At 64.4% G+C, this 16,596-nt stretch carries 14 protein-coding genes; 8 read left to right on the top strand and 6 right to left on the bottom strand.

Features of this window, described 5'->3' with window-relative positions; translation table 11 throughout:
• The first annotated feature begins 58 nt into the window (after positions 1 to 58).
• Together L6D64_RS04010 and L6D64_RS04005 are read left to right on the top strand one after the other, a co-directional pair.
• Positions 59 to 889 carry an alpha/beta fold hydrolase gene (locus tag L6D64_RS04010; RefSeq protein ID WP_176510092.1) on the top strand — a complete coding sequence of 277 codons (831 nt, stop codon included), beginning with the start codon at positions 59 to 61 and terminating at the stop codon, positions 887 to 889.
• A gap of 146 nt (positions 890 to 1,035) precedes the next feature.
• Positions 1,036 to 1,815, top strand: coding sequence for a TSUP family transporter (locus tag L6D64_RS04005; RefSeq protein WP_176510093.1), 780 nt, complete (start codon positions 1,036 to 1,038; stop codon positions 1,813 to 1,815).
• On the opposite strand, the gene nudC is transcribed toward L6D64_RS04005, so the two are convergent.
• Positions 1,783 to 2,613, bottom strand: coding sequence for an NAD(+) diphosphatase (gene nudC / locus L6D64_RS04000; protein WP_176510094.1), 831 nt, complete (start codon positions 2,611 to 2,613; stop codon positions 1,783 to 1,785). The two genes, L6D64_RS04005 and nudC, sit on opposite strands and share 33 nt — an antisense overlap.
• 36 nt (positions 2,614 to 2,649) lie before the next feature.
• A complete protein-coding gene (locus L6D64_RS03995; RefSeq protein WP_176510095.1) occupies positions 2,650 to 3,462 on the bottom strand; it encodes a crotonase/enoyl-CoA hydratase family protein in 813 nt (270 codons plus the stop codon).
• Between the two features lie 161 nt (positions 3,463 to 3,623).
• Here L6D64_RS03995 and L6D64_RS03990 point away from each other — a divergent pair, with 161 nt between their 5' ends.
• From L6D64_RS03990 to L6D64_RS03980, 3 genes are all read left to right on the top strand, one after another.
• On the top strand, positions 3,624 to 4,259 hold the full coding sequence (locus L6D64_RS03990) for a dihydrofolate reductase family protein (RefSeq protein ID WP_236192340.1): 636 nt from the start codon (positions 3,624 to 3,626) through the stop codon (positions 4,257 to 4,259).
• A gap of 390 nt (positions 4,260 to 4,649) precedes the next feature.
• Complete coding sequence (locus tag L6D64_RS03985; RefSeq protein ID WP_176507514.1) at positions 4,650 to 5,213, top strand: lipocalin family protein; 564 nt, start codon at positions 4,650 to 4,652, stop codon at positions 5,211 to 5,213.
• A 60-nt stretch (positions 5,214 to 5,273) separates the two neighbouring features.
• The gene (locus tag L6D64_RS03980) at positions 5,274 to 6,236 is read left to right on the top strand and encodes a ribonuclease Z (protein ID WP_176507513.1); all 963 of its coding nucleotides are present in this window, start codon (positions 5,274 to 5,276) and stop codon (positions 6,234 to 6,236) included.
• 39 nt (positions 6,237 to 6,275) lie between these two features.
• On the opposite strand, the gene L6D64_RS03975 is transcribed toward L6D64_RS03980, so the two are convergent.
• Positions 6,276 to 7,559, bottom strand: coding sequence for a Zn-dependent hydrolase (locus tag L6D64_RS03975; RefSeq protein WP_176507512.1), 1,284 nt, complete (start codon positions 7,557 to 7,559; stop codon positions 6,276 to 6,278).
• Positions 7,560 to 7,570: 11 nt separating this feature from the next.
• Positions 7,571 to 9,070, bottom strand: coding sequence for an NCS1 family nucleobase:cation symporter-1 (locus L6D64_RS03970; protein ID WP_176507511.1), 1,500 nt, complete (start codon positions 9,068 to 9,070; stop codon positions 7,571 to 7,573).
• 618 nt (positions 9,071 to 9,688) lie between these two features.
• Between L6D64_RS03970 and hydA the strand changes: the two genes are divergently transcribed.
• The 3 genes from hydA to preA all read left to right on the top strand — a co-directional run bounded on the left by hydA (position 9,689) and on the right by preA (position 13,895).
• A complete protein-coding gene (gene hydA / locus L6D64_RS03965; protein ID WP_176507510.1) occupies positions 9,689 to 11,128 on the top strand; it encodes a dihydropyrimidinase in 1,440 nt (479 codons plus the stop codon).
• Positions 11,129 to 11,252: 124 nt separating this feature from the next.
• On the top strand, positions 11,253 to 12,620 hold the full coding sequence (locus L6D64_RS03960) for an NAD(P)-dependent oxidoreductase (RefSeq protein WP_176507509.1): 1,368 nt from the start codon (positions 11,253 to 11,255) through the stop codon (positions 12,618 to 12,620).
• A complete protein-coding gene (gene preA, locus L6D64_RS03955; protein ID WP_176507508.1) occupies positions 12,621 to 13,895 on the top strand; it encodes an NAD-dependent dihydropyrimidine dehydrogenase subunit PreA in 1,275 nt (424 codons plus the stop codon).
• Positions 13,896 to 14,059: 164 nt separating this feature from the next.
• On the opposite strand, the gene L6D64_RS03950 is transcribed toward preA, so the two are convergent.
• Together L6D64_RS03950 and L6D64_RS03945 are read right to left on the bottom strand one after the other, a co-directional pair.
• Positions 14,060 to 14,680, bottom strand: coding sequence for a TetR/AcrR family transcriptional regulator (locus L6D64_RS03950; RefSeq protein ID WP_176507507.1), 621 nt, complete (start codon positions 14,678 to 14,680; stop codon positions 14,060 to 14,062).
• Positions 14,681 to 14,774: 94 nt separating this feature from the next.
• On the bottom strand, positions 14,775 to 16,571 hold the full coding sequence (locus L6D64_RS03945; RefSeq protein ID WP_176507506.1) for a glycoside hydrolase family 15 protein: 1,797 nt from the start codon (positions 16,569 to 16,571) through the stop codon (positions 14,775 to 14,777).
• Positions 16,572 to 16,596 lie beyond the last annotated feature (25 nt).

Raw genomic sequence — 16,596 nt, 5'->3', positions numbered from 1 at the left:
CGAAATCCCTCCTATTCTCAATAGCTCACTTCGGTTCGTGCACTGAGGAGAGACGACCATGAGCTACGTAACCACGAAGGATGGCGTTCAGATTTTCTACAAGGACTGGGGGCCGCGCGATGCGCAGGTCATCCACTTCCACCACGGCTGGCCGCTCAGCGCTGACGACTGGGACGCGCAGATGCTGTTCTTCCTCGCCAAGGGCTTTCGCGTGGTCGCCCATGACCGCCGCGGCCACGGGCGCTCCAGCCAGGTGTGGGACGGCCACGACATGGACCACTATGCCGACGATGTCGCAGCCGTGGTCGCCCACCTCGGCATCCAGGGCGCAGTGCATGTCGGCCACTCCACTGGTGGCGGCGAAGTGGTGCGCTACATGGCCCGGTATCCGGGTGACCCGGTGGCCAAGGCCGTGCTGATCGCCGCCGTGCCACCGTTGATGGTGCAGACGCCGGCCAATCCTGGCGGCCTGCCCAAGTCGGTGTTCGACAACTTCCAGGCCCAGGTCGCCAGCAACCGCGCACAGTTCTACCGGGATGTTCCGACGGGTCCGTTCTATGGCTACAACCGACCGGGTGTGCAAGCGTCGGAAGGCATCATCGGCAACTGGTGGCGCCAGGGCATGATCGGTAGCGCCAAGGCGCATTACGACGGCATCGTGGCGTTCTCGCAGACCGATTTCACCGAGGATTTGAAGGGCATCAAACAGCCGGTGCTGGTCATGCATGGCGATGATGACCAGATCGTGCCTTATGAAAACGCCGGCCCGCTGTCGGCCAAGCTGCTGCCCAATGGCACCTTGAAGACCTACAAGGGATATCCGCATGGCATGCCGACTACCCATGCCGATGTGATCAACGCGGATCTGCTGGCGTTCATCCAAGGCTGATGGGGTTTGCTGTACCGGCCTCTTCGCGGGCAAGCCCGCTCCCACAGAGGCCGGCACTGGCAACCGTTTGCGCCCAGGACTACCATGTCCCCCTTCTAGCGCGGCCTTTTGCCGCATGCCCTGCTCCCCCTGCCTGCCAGACACCCATGCCTTTCGAACTCACCGTAGAACCGCTCACCCTGTTGATACTTGCTTTGGTCGCCTTCGTCGCGGGCTTCATCGATGCCATCGCTGGCGGCGGCGGCCTGCTGACCACCCCGGCGCTGCTCACCGCCGGGATGCCGCCACACCTGGTACTGGGCACCAACAAGCTCAGCTCGACCTTCGGCTCGGCCACCGCCGGCTTCACCTACTACAGGCGCAAGCTGTTCCATCCGGCGCAATGGCGCCCGGCCCTGTTCGCAACGCTGGTCGGCGCCTCGATCGGCGCAGTGATCGCCCACTACATGCCGGCCGAATGGCTGAACAAGATGCTGCCGGTGATCGTCTTCGCCTGCGGTGTCTACCTGCTGTTCGGCGGCACGCCCAAGGCACCGCTGGATGTCGATGCGCCAATCAAAAAGAAATGGCAGTTTCCCCAAGGCTTCACCCTGGGCTTCTACGATGGCGTGGCCGGCCCCGGTACCGGTGCGTTCTGGACCGTGAGCACCCTGCTGCTCTACCCCATCGACCTGGTCCGCGCCAGCGGCGTGGCGCGCAGCATGAACTTCGTCAGCAACATCGCGGCGCTGACGGTGTTCGTCATTTCCGGGCAGGTGGACTACATCGTCGGCCTGTGCATGGGCCTGTCGGTGATGGTCGGCGCCTTCTTCGGCGCACGCACGGCGATCAGCGGCGGCAGCAAGTTCATCCGCCCCGTGTTCATCACCGTGGTGCTGGCGTTGACCGTGCGCCTAGCGTGGCAGCACTGGTTCGGGCAGGCCTAGCCGCCGCGCCACATACAGGTCGATCAGATAGCGGGCGATGGACCGCCCGGCCGGCAATGGCGGCAGGTCATGGACGCTGAACCATTTGGCATCCTCGATCTCGTCCGGCTGCATGACGATCTCGCCCCCGGCGTATTCGGCATGGAAGCCCAGCATCATCGAGTGCGGGAACGGCCAGCACTGGCTGCCGACGTACTGGATGTTCCGCACCTCCACCGCCACCTCTTCGCGCACCTCGCGCACCAGGCAGTCTTCGGCGGATTCACCCGGCTCGGCAAAGCCCGCCAGGGTGCTGTACACCCCCGTGACGAAGCGCGGCGAACGGGCCAACAGGATCTCGTCGCCACGGGTCACCAGCACGATCATGCTCGGCGAAATGCGCGGGTAACTGCGCAGGTCGCAGGGCTGGCAGTACATCGCCCGCTCCCAGCGGATCTGCGTCATCGCCTGGCCGCAGCTGCCGCAGAAGCGGTGTTCGCGCGCCCAGGTGCCGATCTGCGCGGCATAGCCGAGCACTTTATAGGTGTCGAAGTCGCCCTCCAGCATGAACGCGCGCAGGCCACGCCAACTGCAACCCGGCACTTCGGTCGCGGTGCGCAGTTCCAGCAGGAAGACCGGCTCGCCATCGAAATGGCCGATGCCGTGCTCACACAGTACGTCCAGGTCCTGGCGCTTGAGCCAGTCGCGGGGGAACAGCGCGCCGTTGGCGTCCACCAGGAACCCTTCCGGACTGCGGGCCACGGCCAGCCCCCCGGTGAGCTGTGGGTCGAGTACTGCGGTAGTCCAGCGAGCTGACATGTCGGGGGTTCCTTTACTGCGCGTCCCCCGGCCCGGTCAGTCGGCGAACGTCGGTTTCTGTTTGCTCATGTGCGCTGCCACGGCCACGCGCAGGTCTTCGGACTGCAGCATCGCGGCGTTCCAGGTGGCGATGTAATCCAGGCCATCGTCGATGCGATGGTCACGCATGTAGCTGAGCATTTCCTTGGTGCCGGCCACGGCGATCGGCGATTTTGCAGCAATCTCGCGGGCAATGGCAAAGACCCCGTCGAGCAATGCGGCCTGATCATCATAGACCCGGTTGACCAGGCCGATGCGCAGCGCCTCCTCGGCCTCCACATTGCGGCCGGTGAAGGCCAGCTCACGCATGATGCCGTCGCCGATGATGCGTGGCAAACGTTGCAAGGTGCCGACATCGGCGGCCATGCCCATGTCGATTTCCTTGATCGAGAATTGCGCATCGCGGCTGCAATAGCGCATGTCGCAGGCCGAGATCAGGTCGATGGCGCCGCCAATGCAGTAACCCTGCACCGCCGCCAACACCGGCTTGCGGCAGTTGTCCACGGCATTGAACGACCCTTGCAGGCGCTGGATGGTCTTGCGCAGGAAGCGGGCATTGCGGCCAACATCCTTGCCCATCTGCCCGGCCAGCGACGCCAGCATCATCAGGTCGATACCGGCGGAAAAATGCTTGCCGGCACCGCTGATCACCACTGCGCGCACGGCCTCGGTGTCGTCGATCCACTGGAAGACATCGACGATTTCCGTCCAGAAGGCCGCGTTCATGGCGTTGATCTTTTCCGGGCGGTTGATCTGCACATGGGCGATGTTGTCGGTCAGTTCGACCTTGAGCGCGGTGTATTCGGTCACGGGCGGCACTCCTGTGGGAAAAGGATTCACGGCATGGATGGTAACCCAGGCAGGTGACCGTGCTTGTGCCAAAAACGGGACTGCCTGCCCTGTCGAAATCGCCGCGCGCCGTTCGACCATAAGGTGGATCATCACATCGACAAGCCTTTCAGGAGAGCGCCATGCGCAAACTCATCGTAGCCGCCTTCGTCAGCCTCGACGGCGTCATGCAGGCCCCCGGAGGCCCACAGGAAGACACCAGCGGTGGTTTCACCTTTGGCGGTTGGCTGGTGCCCCATGCCGAGGAAGTGTTCGGCCAGGCGATGCAGGCGTTGTTCAGCCAACCGTTCGAATTGCTGCTGGGGCGGCGCACCTATGACATCTTTGCCGGCTACTGGCCGAACGTGAAAGACGATACCGAGGACTTCTCCATCGCCAGGCTGTTCAACAGCGTGGCCAAGCATGTCGCCACCCATGATCCGGACAGCCTCGAATGGCATGACAGCCATGGGCTGGGCGCGGATATTGTGTCAGCGGTGCGAGCCCTGAAGCAGCAGGACGGCGCTGATCTGCTGACCCAGGGCAGTGCCAATCTGGTGCAGCAACTGTTCGCCGCCGGGCTGGTCGATGAGCTTCAGTTGCTCATTCACCCGGTGTTGCTGGGGCATGGCAAGCGGTTGTTCAGTGATAATGCGGCGCCTGGGGTTTTCACCCTGAAACATTCGCAGGTAACGCCGAAGGGCGTGATCATTGCCCGTTATGTGCGTAAGGGGGAAGTCGAAACGGGATCGTTTGATTTGCCGCCGGAGAATGGGTGAGGGCTGACAGGTGCCTGCCGACAGATTTGCAGCGCCTATGAGATCGAGCGCCGCCCGCGCGGCGCATCGCGGATGAATCCGCTCCTACATCTGTTTCGGGCCAGTTTCTCCTGTGCCGCCAACAGGATCTGCCTTGGTGCATGACTGCAAATCGATGAAAAGCAGTAGCGCCACCACAATTTCAAATGGGACAAACAAGGCGGTCCCTGTTGGCTTCACAGGAGAGATTGGCCCGAAACAGATGTAGGAGCGGATTCATCCGCGATGCGCCGCGCGGGCGGCGCTCGATTTCATAGGCGCTAAAAATGCCAAGGCGAACCGATACAACTTTTACCCCCTACCTGCATCGAACAAGAGGTAAGCTCCACACTCGCTGACAGGAGATTCGCCATGGCGATGCGCACGGCCCTGATGCTTTCCTGCATGACCGTGGCCCTGATGGGCTGCGTCGGTTCCAACGACGATCACCACACCCCGCCGGCCACCGAACAGGTCGACCTGCAACGCTACCAGGGCACCTGGTACGAGCTTGCACGCCTGCCGATGTTCTTCCAGCGCAACTGCGTGCAGTCCGAAGCCCATTACGGCTTGCGCGAAGATGGCCGTATCGACGTGACCAACCGCTGCAAGGAAAAGGACGGCACCTTGAACGAAGCCCGTGGTATTGCCGAAGCCCAGGTGCCGGGCCGGACCGACAAGCTCTGGGTGCGCTTCGATAACTGGTTCAGCCGCCTCGCGCCGGGGCTGACCAAGGGTGAATACTGGGTGCTGTACCACGACAAGGACTATCGCGTGGCACTGGTTGGCCACCCCAACCGCGAATACCTGTGGCTGCTGTCGCGCACACCGGCAATTACCGACCAGACGCGTGACCAACTGGTTACGATTGCCCAGAAGCAGGGTTACGACACCAGCAAGCTGATCTGGCGGCAGGATACCCCCGCCGAGCCTTGAGCATCGACGCCCCGCAGCAATCGGTCTAAGGTGTGGCTCCCCCACGCATGGAGCAAAGCATTGGACCTGCAGTTTCTGGGCACCTCCTCCGGGGTGCCCACCAAAGCCCGCAACGTCAGCGCCACCGCCGTCATCGAAGCCAGCGGCAGACACTGGTACCTGGTCGATTGCGGCGAAGGCACGCAGCACCAGCTGCTGCACAGTTCGCTCTCGGTACGCGACCTGCGCGGCATCTTCATCACCCATGTGCATGGCGACCATTGTTTCGGCCTGCCGGGGCTGCTGGCCAGTGCCGGCATGGGCGGGCGCAGCGAACCCCTGGACCTGATCCTGCCCGCCGCCTTGCAGGACTGGGTGCGCCTGAGCCTGGCGGCCAGCGAAACCCACCTGCCGTTCGAACTGCGGCTGTTGCGTGTCGAGCACCTGGGGCAATGGCAAAGCGAGCACATCCAGGTCAGTACCGTGCCGTTGTCGCACCGGGTCCCGAGCGTTGGCTTCGTGTTCACCGAACTGAACCCTGAACCACGCCTGGACACCCAACGGCTGGAAGCCGAAGGGATTCCACGTGGGCCGTTGTGGGGTACCTTGGCCAAGGGGCTGGCGGCCGAGCATGACGGGCGGCAGCTTGCGCCGCGCGACTACCTGAAAGCCTCGCGACCGCCGCGGCGGGTGATCGTCTGTGGCGATAACGACAACCCGCCACTGCTCGCCGAGGTTGCCAGAGGCGCGGATGTGCTGGTCCATGAAGCGACCTATACCCAACCCATTGTCGAGCGTAGCGGCAATACGTTTGGCCATAGCACGGCGGCGGCAGTGGCGCAGTTCGCGGAAGCTGCGGGCGTGCGCAACCTGGTGCTCACGCATTTCAGTGCGCGGTACCAGGGGGACCCTGAGCGCAGCCCGTGCATTGATGATGTGCAGGATGAGGCGTTGGCCCACTACACCGGGCACCTGACGTTGGCGCGGGATCTGCAGCGCTACCATATCGGGCGTGATGGGCGCCTGGTGGCCGTTTCGTCTTGAGATTGCCGGGGCTGCCTTGCAGCCCCGTTCAGCGCGTTGCTATGCCGCCAGCCGCCCGCTGGCGATCGCCTCCGAGGCCGCCAGCATGGCCCGCAGCAGCACGGCACAGCCTGCCGCCAGGTCCTCTGGCGTGGCGTTCTCGATCTCGTTGTGGCTGATGCCATTCTCGCAAGGCACGAAAATCATCCCCGCCGGCCCCAGCTCGGCCAGGAAGATCGCGTCATGCCCTGCTCCGCTGACGATGTCCATGTGCGGCAAGCCCAGGGCCTGCGCCGACTGGCGTACGGCATCGACGCAACCGCGGTCGAAGTACAGCGCCGGGAAGTCCGCCGTGGGGACCAGTTCATGGCTCAAGCCATGCTTGGCACAGGTCGCCTCGATCACCGTGCGCACATCGGCGATCATCGCTTCCAGCTGGCCGCCCTCCAGGTGACGGAAGTCCAGGGTCATGCGCACCTCGCCAGGGATCACGTTGCGCGAGCCGGGGTAGGCCTGCAGGCACCCGACTGTGCCGCAGGCGTGGGGCTGATGCGCGTGGGCGGTGCGGTTGACCGCTTCGACCACGGCTGCGGCGCCCACCAGGGCGTCCTTGCGCAGGTGCATCGGTGTCGGCCCGGCATGGGCTTCGACGCCGCGCAGGGTCAGGTCGAACCACTTCTGGCCCAGGGCGCCGAGCACCACACCAATGGTCTTGGCCTGGTCCTCGAGGATCGGCCCCTGTTCGATATGGGCTTCGAAGTAGGCACCCACCGGGTGGCCAAGCACTGCACGCGGGCCGGCATAGCCGATGGCGTCCAGCGCCTCGCCGACCGAAACGCCCTGGGCGTCGCGCTTGGCCAAGGTTTCTTCCAGGGTGAACTTGCCGGCGAACACACCCGAGCCCATCATGCAGGGCGCGAAGCGCGAGCCTTCTTCGTTGGTCCACACCACCACTTCCAGCGGTGCCTCGGTCTCGATGCCCAGGTCATTGAGGGTACGCAGCACCTCCAGCCCGGCCATCACGCCAAAACAGCCATCGAACTTGCCGCCGGTTGGCTGGGTGTCGATATGGCTGCCGGTCATCACCGGTGGCAGCTTGGGGTTGCGCCCTGGGCGACGGGCGAAGATGTTGCCCACCGCATCGATACTGACGGTGCAACCGGCGGCCTCCGTCCACTGAACGAACAGGTCGCGCGCCTGGCGGTCGAGGTCGGTCAGTGCCAGCCGGCACACCCCGCCCTTGGCCGTGGCGCCGAGGCGGGCAAGGTCCATCAGCGACTGCCACAGGCGGGCGCTGTCGACGTGGCGCTCGGTGGATTTCAAAACATGCTGGGATTGGCTCATGGTGTTTCTCCTCAGGCATTCTTATTGGTGTGTACTGGCGCAATCGCCGGCCCGCGCACCGCCACGCCACCCAGGGCGTAGTACAGCACCCCGCCCAGCAGCGACCCGGTGAACCAGCCATAGTCGTAGAACCAGCTGAAACGGCTGTTGCCGATGGCCAGCACGGTCAGCGCCACCGGCACGGCGAAAGCGGCGAAGCCCGCCCAGTTCCATGCCGGGTACACGTCGTCGCGGTACAGCCCGGCCAGGTCCAGGTGCTGGCGGCGGATCAGGAAGTAGTCCACCACCATGATCCCGGCGATCGGCCCGAGCAGGCTGGAATACCCCAGCAACCAGTTGGAATACACGCTCTCCAGGCTCAGGTCGGAAACGATCCAGCCGAGCTTCTTCAGTAACTCGTGGCTCATCAGTGCCAGGCCGATGAAGCCTGTCAGCCACACCGCGCGGCTACGCCCGATCAGGCGCGGGGCGATGTTCTGGAAGTCGTTGGTCGGCGAGACAATGTTGGCGGCAGTGTTGGTCGACAGCGTGGCGATGACGATCAACGCCATGGCCAGCGCGACCCAGCCAGGGCTATGGATCTTGCCGATCAGGCTGACCGGGTCGGACACCGTCTCGCCCACCAGCGAGGCGGACGCCGCCGTCATGACCACCCCCAGCGAGGCGAACAGGAACATGGTCAGCGGCAGGCCGAAGATCTGCCCGAGGATCTGGTCCTTCTGGCTCTTGGCGTAGCGGCTGAAGTCGGGAATGTTCAGTGACAGCGTGGCCCAGAAGCCGACCATGGCGGTAAGCCCGGCGCAGAAGTAGCCGACCACGCTGGCCCCTTCCGGGCGCTTGGGCGGCTGCGCCAGCAATTCACTCATCGACATGTGCGGCAAGGCCCAGAACAGCAGGCCGAAACCGACCGCGACCAACAGCGGTGCCGACAGCGTTTCCAGCCACTTGATCGACTCGGCACCGCGCAGCACCACCCACAGGTTCAGCGCCCAGAAGATCATGAAGCCAACCACCTCGCCGGTACCGCCCAGCGCTTTCCAGCCGTCGAAGATCGAGCCGAGGAACAGGTGGATGGCCAAACCGCCGAACATCGTCTGGATGCCGAACCAGCCACAGGCGACCACCGCGCGGATCAGGCACGGCACATTGGAGCCCAGGATGCCGAACGACGAGCGCAGCAGCACCGGGAACGGGATGCCGTACTGGGTGCCAGGGAAGGCATTGAGGGTCAGCGGGATCAGCACGATCAGGTTGGCCAGCAGAATCGCCAGCAGCGCCTCACCCACGCTCAGGCCGAAATAGGCCGTGAGCACGCCGCCGAGGGTGTAGGTCGGCACGCAGATGGACATGCCCACCCACAGCGCGGTGATGTGCCATTTGTTCCAGGTGCGCTGGTGCACCTTGGTCGGCGCGATGTCGTGGTTATAACGCGGGCTGTCGAGGACGTCACTGCCTGCGGACAGCTCGAACAGGCCTGCCTGCTCGATCACTTGCGATCTACTCTGTTGCATGGGGCCTTCTCCAGATTTCTTCTAGTTGTTTGCTCATCGGGCTAACGCGATGGCCGGAGTACACACACCACCAGTAATGCTCCTCCGGTCCGGCCTGGCGGTTGTGGCCGTACTCAAATTGCGTGCCGGGTTGGCCTGCGCCAACCCGGCCGGCCGCCGCCGACCGGAGGTAATTAACTGATCTGCAAAGCATTGTTGCGCGGCAGGTGGGGGCACGGTTGTTCCCTCGCCTGCCGCTTGCGCCACCCTGGGCCGGCCCTGGCCCCTGCATCAGGTTTCAAACTGGTGCAGCCTGTTTTTTCAACGGCGCGGCGTGCGCCTCGAAGCCAGGAATCAAGCAGCTGATTTTGCATGGAAAATCTTGACCAATTTGGCTTCTTGTCAAGTGAGTCAAAATGGTGAAAGGCCTCACCATTTTGGGGATCTTGATAAATTATCCTTATTTATCAATAAGATATAAACGATATAAGCCTATAATATTTTTTCTTGAACAATCCTGAAAACGCATCTAGATTCCAATCTTGTCAGGACTGACAGGATTAAAACCCCTCCTTCAGCCACTGGCGCATAACAATTCCAAAAGCCGGCTCAGACCGGTCAGCCTGCGAGGAAGACGGCATGTCCCTGTTGATCCGTGGCGCCACCGTAGTTACCCATGAAGAGCGCTATCTCGCCGATGTCCTGTGTGTCGACGGCCAGATCCGTGCCATCGGCAAAGGCCTCGAAGCCCCTACCGACTGCGAGATCCTCGACGGCAGCGGCCAATACCTGATGCCTGGCGGCATCGACCCGCACACCCACATGCAGTTGCCCTTCATGGGCACGGTCGCCAGCGAGGACTTCTTCAGCGGCACCGCTGCAGGGCTGGCCGGTGGCACCACCTCGATCATCGATTTCGTCATCCCCAACCCGCAGCAGTCTCTGCTCGAGGCCTTCCACACCTGGCGCGGCTGGGCGCAGAAGAGTGCCTGCGACTACGGTTTCCACGTTGCCATCACCTGGTGGAGCGAGCAGGTCGCCGAAGAAATGGGCGAGCTGGTCAGCCAGCACGGGGTCAACAGTTTCAAGCACTTCATGGCCTACAAGAACGCCATCATGGCGGCCGACGACACGTTGGTGGCCAGTTTCGAACGCTGCCTGCAACTGGGCGCCGTGCCCACGGTGCACGCCGAGAACGGCGAGCTGGTCTACCACCTGCAACAAAAACTGCTGGCCCAGGGCCTGACCGGGCCTGAAGCGCACCCGCTGTCGCGCCCTTCGCAAGTCGAAGGCGAAGCCGCCAGCCGTGCCATCCGCATTGCCGAAACCATTGGTACGCCGTTGTACGTGGTGCACATCTCCAGCCGTGAGGCGCTGGACGAAATCACCTACGCGCGGGCCAAGGGCCAGCCGGTCTACGGTGAGGTGTTGCCGGGCCACCTGCTGATCGATGACAGCGTCTACCGCAACCCAGACTGGGCAACCGCCGCCGGTTATGTGATGAGCCCGCCGTTCCGCCCGCGCGAGCATCAGGAGGCCCTGTGGCGTGGCCTGCAATCGGGCAACCTGCACACCACCGCCACCGACCACTGCTGCTTCTGCGCCGAGCAGAAGGCCATGGGCCGCAACGACTTCAGCCGCATCCCCAACGGCACGGCCGGCATCGAGGACCGCATGGCAGTGTTGTGGGATGCCGGGGTCAACAGCGGTCGCCTGTCGATGCACGAGTTCGTCGCCCTGACTTCGACCAACACCGCGAAGATTTTCAACCTGTTCCCGCGCAAGGGCGCCATCCGCGTCGGCGCCGACGCCGACCTGGTGCTGTGGGACCCGCAGGGCACGCGCACCATTTCCGCCCAGACCCACCACCAGCGGGTCGACTTCAACATCTTCGAAGGCCGCACCGTGCGCGGCATCCCCAGCCACACCATCAGCCAGGGCAAGGTGCTCTGGGCCGATGGCGACCTGCGCGCCGAGCCTGGCGCCGGTCGTTACGTGGAGCGCCCGGCCTATCCCTCGGTGTACGAGGTGCTGGGCCGACGCGCCGAGCAACAGCGCCCGACCCCCGTTCAGCGCTGAGGCCTTCGGGGCTGCTAGGCAGCCCCTGTGGCAGCGGCCTTGCGTCGCGATGGGGTGCGCAGCACCCCCAGAATCCACCGCGATTCAGCCGCCTGCATACATAAAAGAAGAGAGGCTATCCCCTGTGATCGATGCCCTGAACCACTTGCCGCGCCCGCGTGCCGGCAGCGACCAACTGGCCGAGCGCTTCACCGACCTGGCCCCGCCGCTCACCGCCCGCCAGGCTGCCGTCGAGAGCGCCCGCTGCCTGTACTGCTACGACGCCCCCTGCGTGAACGCCTGCCCGAGCGAAATCGACATCCCGTCGTTCATCCACCGCATCAGCGACGAGAACCTGCAAGGCGCCGCCGAGCGCATCCTGTCGGCCAATATCCTCGGCGGCAGCTGCGCCCGCGTGTGCCCCACCGAGATCCTCTGCCAGCAAGCCTGCGTGCGCAACAATGCTCAAGAATGCGCCCCGGTGCTGATCGGCCAGTTGCAGCGCTACGCCCTGGACAATGCCCATTTCACCGAGCACCCGTTCAAACGTTCGCCGGCGACCGGCAAGCGCATTGCCGTGGTCGGCGCCGGCCCTGCCGGGCTGTCGTGCGCCCACCGCCTGGCCATGCACGGCCATGACGTGGTGGTGTTCGAAGCCAGCGAAAAGGCCGGTGGCCTCAATGAATACGGCATCGCCCGCTACAAACTGGTGGACGACTATGCCCAGCGCGAAGTGGAATTCCTGCTCGGCATCGGTGGTATCGAGATCCGCCACGGCCAGCGCCTGGGCGCCAACCTTGGCCTGGGCGAGTTGCGCGAGCAGTTCGACGCGGTGTTCCTCGGCCTGGGCCTGAACGCCGTGCGCGAGCTTGGCCTGGATGACGAACAAGCCCCCGGCCTGCTCGCCGCCACGGCCTACATCCGCGAACTGCGCCAGGCCGACGACCTGGCGCAACTGCCGCTGGCCGACCGCTGCCTGGTGATCGGCGCCGGCAACACCGCCATCGACATGGCCGTGCAGATGAGCCGGCTGGGCGCCCGCGACGTCAACCTGGTGTACCGTCGCGGTTACCCCGACATGGGCGCTACCGGCCATGAGCAGGACATCGCCAAGGCCAACCAGGTGCGCCTGCACACCTGGGCCCGCCCCGACGGCGTACTGCTCGATGACCATGGCCGCGTGCGTGGCATGCGCTTCATGCGCACCGAACTGGCCGACGGCCGCCTGCGCGACACGGGCGAGACCTATGAACTGGCTGCTGATGCCATCTTCAAAGCCATCGGCCAGCGCTTCGACGACGCCAGCCTCGGCGACCCGGTTGCCGCACAACTGGCGCGAGACGGCGAACGCATCCGCGTCGACGACAACCTGCGCACCAGCCTCCCGGGCGTGTACGCCGGAGGCGACTGCACCGCCCTGGGCCAGGACCTCACCGTCCAGGCCGTGCAACACGGCAAGCTGGCCGCCGAAGCCATCCATGCCCAACTCATGCTCAACGTGGAGGCAGCGTAAATGGCCGACCTGTCCATCGAATTCGCCGGCATCAAGGCGCCCAACCCCTTCTGGCTGGCTTCCGCGCCACCGACCGACAAGGCCTACAACGTGGTCCGTGCCTTCGAGGCCGGCTGGGGCGGCGTGGTCTGGAAGACCCTGGGCGAGGACCCGGCGGCGGTCAACGTGTCGTCACGTTATTCCGCGCACTACGGCCCCAATCGCCAGGTGCAGGGCATCAACAACATCGAACTGATCACCGACCGCTCGCTGGAGATCAACCTGCGGGAAATCACCCAGGTGAAGAAGGACTGGCCCGACCGCGCACTGATCGTGTCGCTGATGGTGCCGTGCGTGGAGGCGTCGTGGAAATTCATCCTGCCGCTGGTGGAAGCCACCGGCGCCGACGGCATCGAGCTGAACTTCGGCTGCCCGCACGGCATGCCTGAGCGCGGCATGGGCGCGGCGGTCGGCCAGGTGCCGGAATACGTCGAGATGGTCACCCGCTGGTGCAAGATGCACTGCTCGCTGCCGGTGATCGTCAAGCTCACGCCGAACATCACCGACATTCGCCAGTCGGCCCGGGCCGCCCACCGCGGCGGCGCCGATGCGGTGTCGCTGATCAACACCATCAATTCGATCACCAGCGTCGACCTGGACCGCATGGTCGCCCACCCCATCGTCGGCGACCAGAGTACCCACGGCGGCTACTGCGGCTCGGCGGTCAAGCCGATTGCCCTGAACATGGTCGCCGAGATCGCCCGCGACCCGGAAACCCGCGGCTTGCCGATCTGCGGCATCGGCGGGATCGGCAACTGGCGCGACGCCGCCGAGTTCATCGCCCTGGGCAGCGGTGCGGTGCAAGTGTGCACGGCGGCGATGCTGCATGGCTTCCGCATTGTCGAAGAAATGAAAGATGGCCTTGCGCGCTGGATGGACCAGCACGGCCACCGCAACCTGCAAGCCTTCCGCGGGCAGGCCGTGGGGCATACCACCGACTGGAAGTACCTGGACATCAACTACAAGTCGGTGGCGCATATCGACCAGGACGCCTGCATTGGCTGTGGCCGCTGCCACATCGCTTGCGAGGACACATCGCACCAGGCGATTGCCAGCACCTTGAAAGCTGACGGGACCCATGCCTACAGCGTGATCGAGGACGAATGCGTGGGCTGCAACCTGTGCCAGATCACCTGCCCGGTGGAGGGCTGCATCGAGATGGTCGCGCAGGACACCGGCAAGCCTTACCTGAACTGGACCCAGGATCCGCGCAATCCCTACCGCGAGGCCAGTTGAAGCTGATTGCTACCTGACCTTGTGGGAGCGGCCTTGTGTCGCGAAAGGGCTGCGCAGCGGCCCCAGTTTTCAGCTTCGCCGCATAAATTGCCGGGGCCGCTGCGCGGCCCTTTCGCGACACAAGGCCGCTCCCACAAAGGGCCGCGGTAGCCTGCAACGCCGCTTCAAGGTTCCAGCCCGATCCCGCGCAAGATCACACAGGTCACCGTCTGCACCGCCCTTTCGAACGCCCTGTCGGACAATGGCTCACCTTCGTTCAGCAAGGCCACCTGATAGCCGAAGTCGGCATAGTGCTGCGTCGACGCCCAGATCATGTAGAGCAATGCCGAAGGCTCCACCGGCAGGATGCGCCCCTCCGCCACCCAGCGGCGGATCTTGTCCTCCTTGAGCTTTGCCCACGGCACCAGGCTCTCACTGAGGTTCACCCCTAGCACCGGCGCCCCGTGCAGCATCTCTTCGGCCCAGATCTTCGAGCCCAGCGGCCGTGACCGCGAATGGCCCATCTTGGCGCGGATGTAGCTGGTCAGCACCACCCGCGGGTCTTCGAAGTTCTCGAAGCACAGCGCATCCTGCTTCCACACATCCAGCAGGTCCTGCAGCACTGCGCGGAACAACTCATCCTTGGTGCTGAAGTAGTAATGCAGGTTGGAACGCGGCAGCTCGGCCTGTTCGGCGATGTCACCCATCGAGGTGGCGCCATAACCCTTTTCGGCGAACACCTTTTCTGCTGCGACCAGAATCTTCTCGATATTGCGACGGCGGATTTCGATCTTGTGGTTGGCCATCAGGCTTGGGTCTCTCGATCATGGCCACTGACGTTCATGCCTACTCCTTGCCGAATGGGTTTGCCCTAGTCTACTCCGGGACTTGACGACGCCCCTAGTCACATCGTGCCCGATCACGCACTGGGCTCCGTGCCCGGTGCAGGTTCAGCGCCGTGTTGATGATGCCGATGTGGCTGAACGCCTGGGGGAAATTGCCGAGCATGCGCTTGCCGGCAGGGTCGTACTGCTCGGCCAGCAGGCCGACGTCGTTGCACAGCCCGGTGAGCGTTTCGTACAGCGCCTGGGCCTCGGCCTCGCGCCCCAGCAGCACGTACACGTCGGCCAGCCAGAACGAGCACACCAGGAACGTGCCCTCCCCTGGCGTCAGCCCGTCGCTGCAGCTGTCGCTGTCGTAGCGCAACAGCAGGCCGTTCTTCAGCAGGCGTTGCTCGATCTGCACCAGGGTGCGCTGAAAGCGCGGATCCTCGGCCGGCAGGAAGCCGGTCAGGGCGATCTGCAACAGGCTGGCGTCCATCTCGGTCGAGCCATAGGCCTGGACGAAATGCTGGCCGCTGGCATCGAGCCCGCGGGCGCAGACCTCCTGATGAATGTGGTCGGCCACCTGCCGATAGTGACGGCCCTGCTCGCGGCCTTCTTCGGTGGTGTCGGCCAGCCCCGCGGCACGGTCGAAGGCGACCCAGGCCATGACCTTGGAATGGACGAAATGCTGACGGCCTCCGCGCACTTCCCAGATGCCTTCGTCCGGGTCACGCCAGATCCGCTCGACATAGGGCAGGATCAGCCGGGAGATCGCTGCGCTGCGCGGGTGACGCGGCAAACCGCCCTTGATCGCCTGGGCCATGGCATCGGCCAGTTCGCCATAGATGTCCAGCTGCCTCTGCTCAGCAGCCGCGTTGCCCACCCTTACCGGCTGCGAGCGCTCGTAGCCGGCCAGCCAGGGCAAGGTGTATTCCTGCAGGTCACGCTCGCCAGCCAGACCGTACATGATCTGCATCTGTTCAGGGTTGCCAGCCACCGAGCGCAACAACCATTCACGCCAGGCCTGGGCTTCATCGAAGTAGCCGAGGTTCATGAACGCCAGCAATGTCATGGTGGCGTCGCGCAGCCAGCAGAAGCGGTAGTCCCAGTTGCGTTCGTGGCCGATGCGTTCGGGCAGCGAGGTGGTGACCGCTGCGACGATACCGCCGGTGGGCGCATAGGTCATGGCCTTTAGGGTGAGCAGCGAACGGCGCACCAGGCCGGTGTAGGGACCGACCTCAGGGCAACGGTCGGCGAATGCCTGCCAATGCGCGAGGGCGTATTGCAGCGCCTGGTCGATGCCGCAGTCGGGCTGCACCGGCAGATGCGAAGACTGGTGACGCAGGCTGAAGACCTGCCGCTCGCCGGCACCCACGCGAAAACGGGCGGCGGTGTGATGGTCCAGGCCATGGGGCTCCACGCTGCTGCTCAAGATCAGGCGGTCGGGGCCGGCCACCGCAGTGAGGGTCAGCGGGTCGAGTTTTTCTACCCAGGGCACACTGCGGCCGTAGTCGAAGCGCAGCACCAGGTCCATTTCGAAGTGGGTTTCACCGGTGACGCCCTCGACGATGCGCACCACCGAATTGACTTCGCCCAGCGGCATGAAGTCGAGCACCCGGGCGCGGCCGCTGGCAGTGACCCAGGTGGTTTCCAGCACCAGCGTGTCGCCCAGGTACTGGCGACTGCTGTGTTCGATGGGGTCGCTGGGGGCCAGGCGCCAGCGGCCATTCTCTTCGTTGCCCAGCAATGCAGCGAACACGGCCGGGGCGTCGAAACGCGGCAGGCAGAGCCAGTCGATCGAACCGTCGCGGCTGACCAGGGCGGCGCTGCGGCAGTTGCCGAGCAGGGCGTAGTCTTCGATAGGGGCGGGCATTGCACCTCCTTGATGGGTTGCCTGT

It is taken from the genome of Pseudomonas urethralis (genome assembly GCF_021602465.1).
Taxonomy (GTDB): Bacteria; Pseudomonadota; Gammaproteobacteria; order Pseudomonadales; family Pseudomonadaceae; genus Aquipseudomonas; species Aquipseudomonas vlassakiae.
The sequence above is the reverse complement of the archived record's forward strand: the minus strand, read 5'-3'. Positions and strand labels throughout refer to the sequence as shown.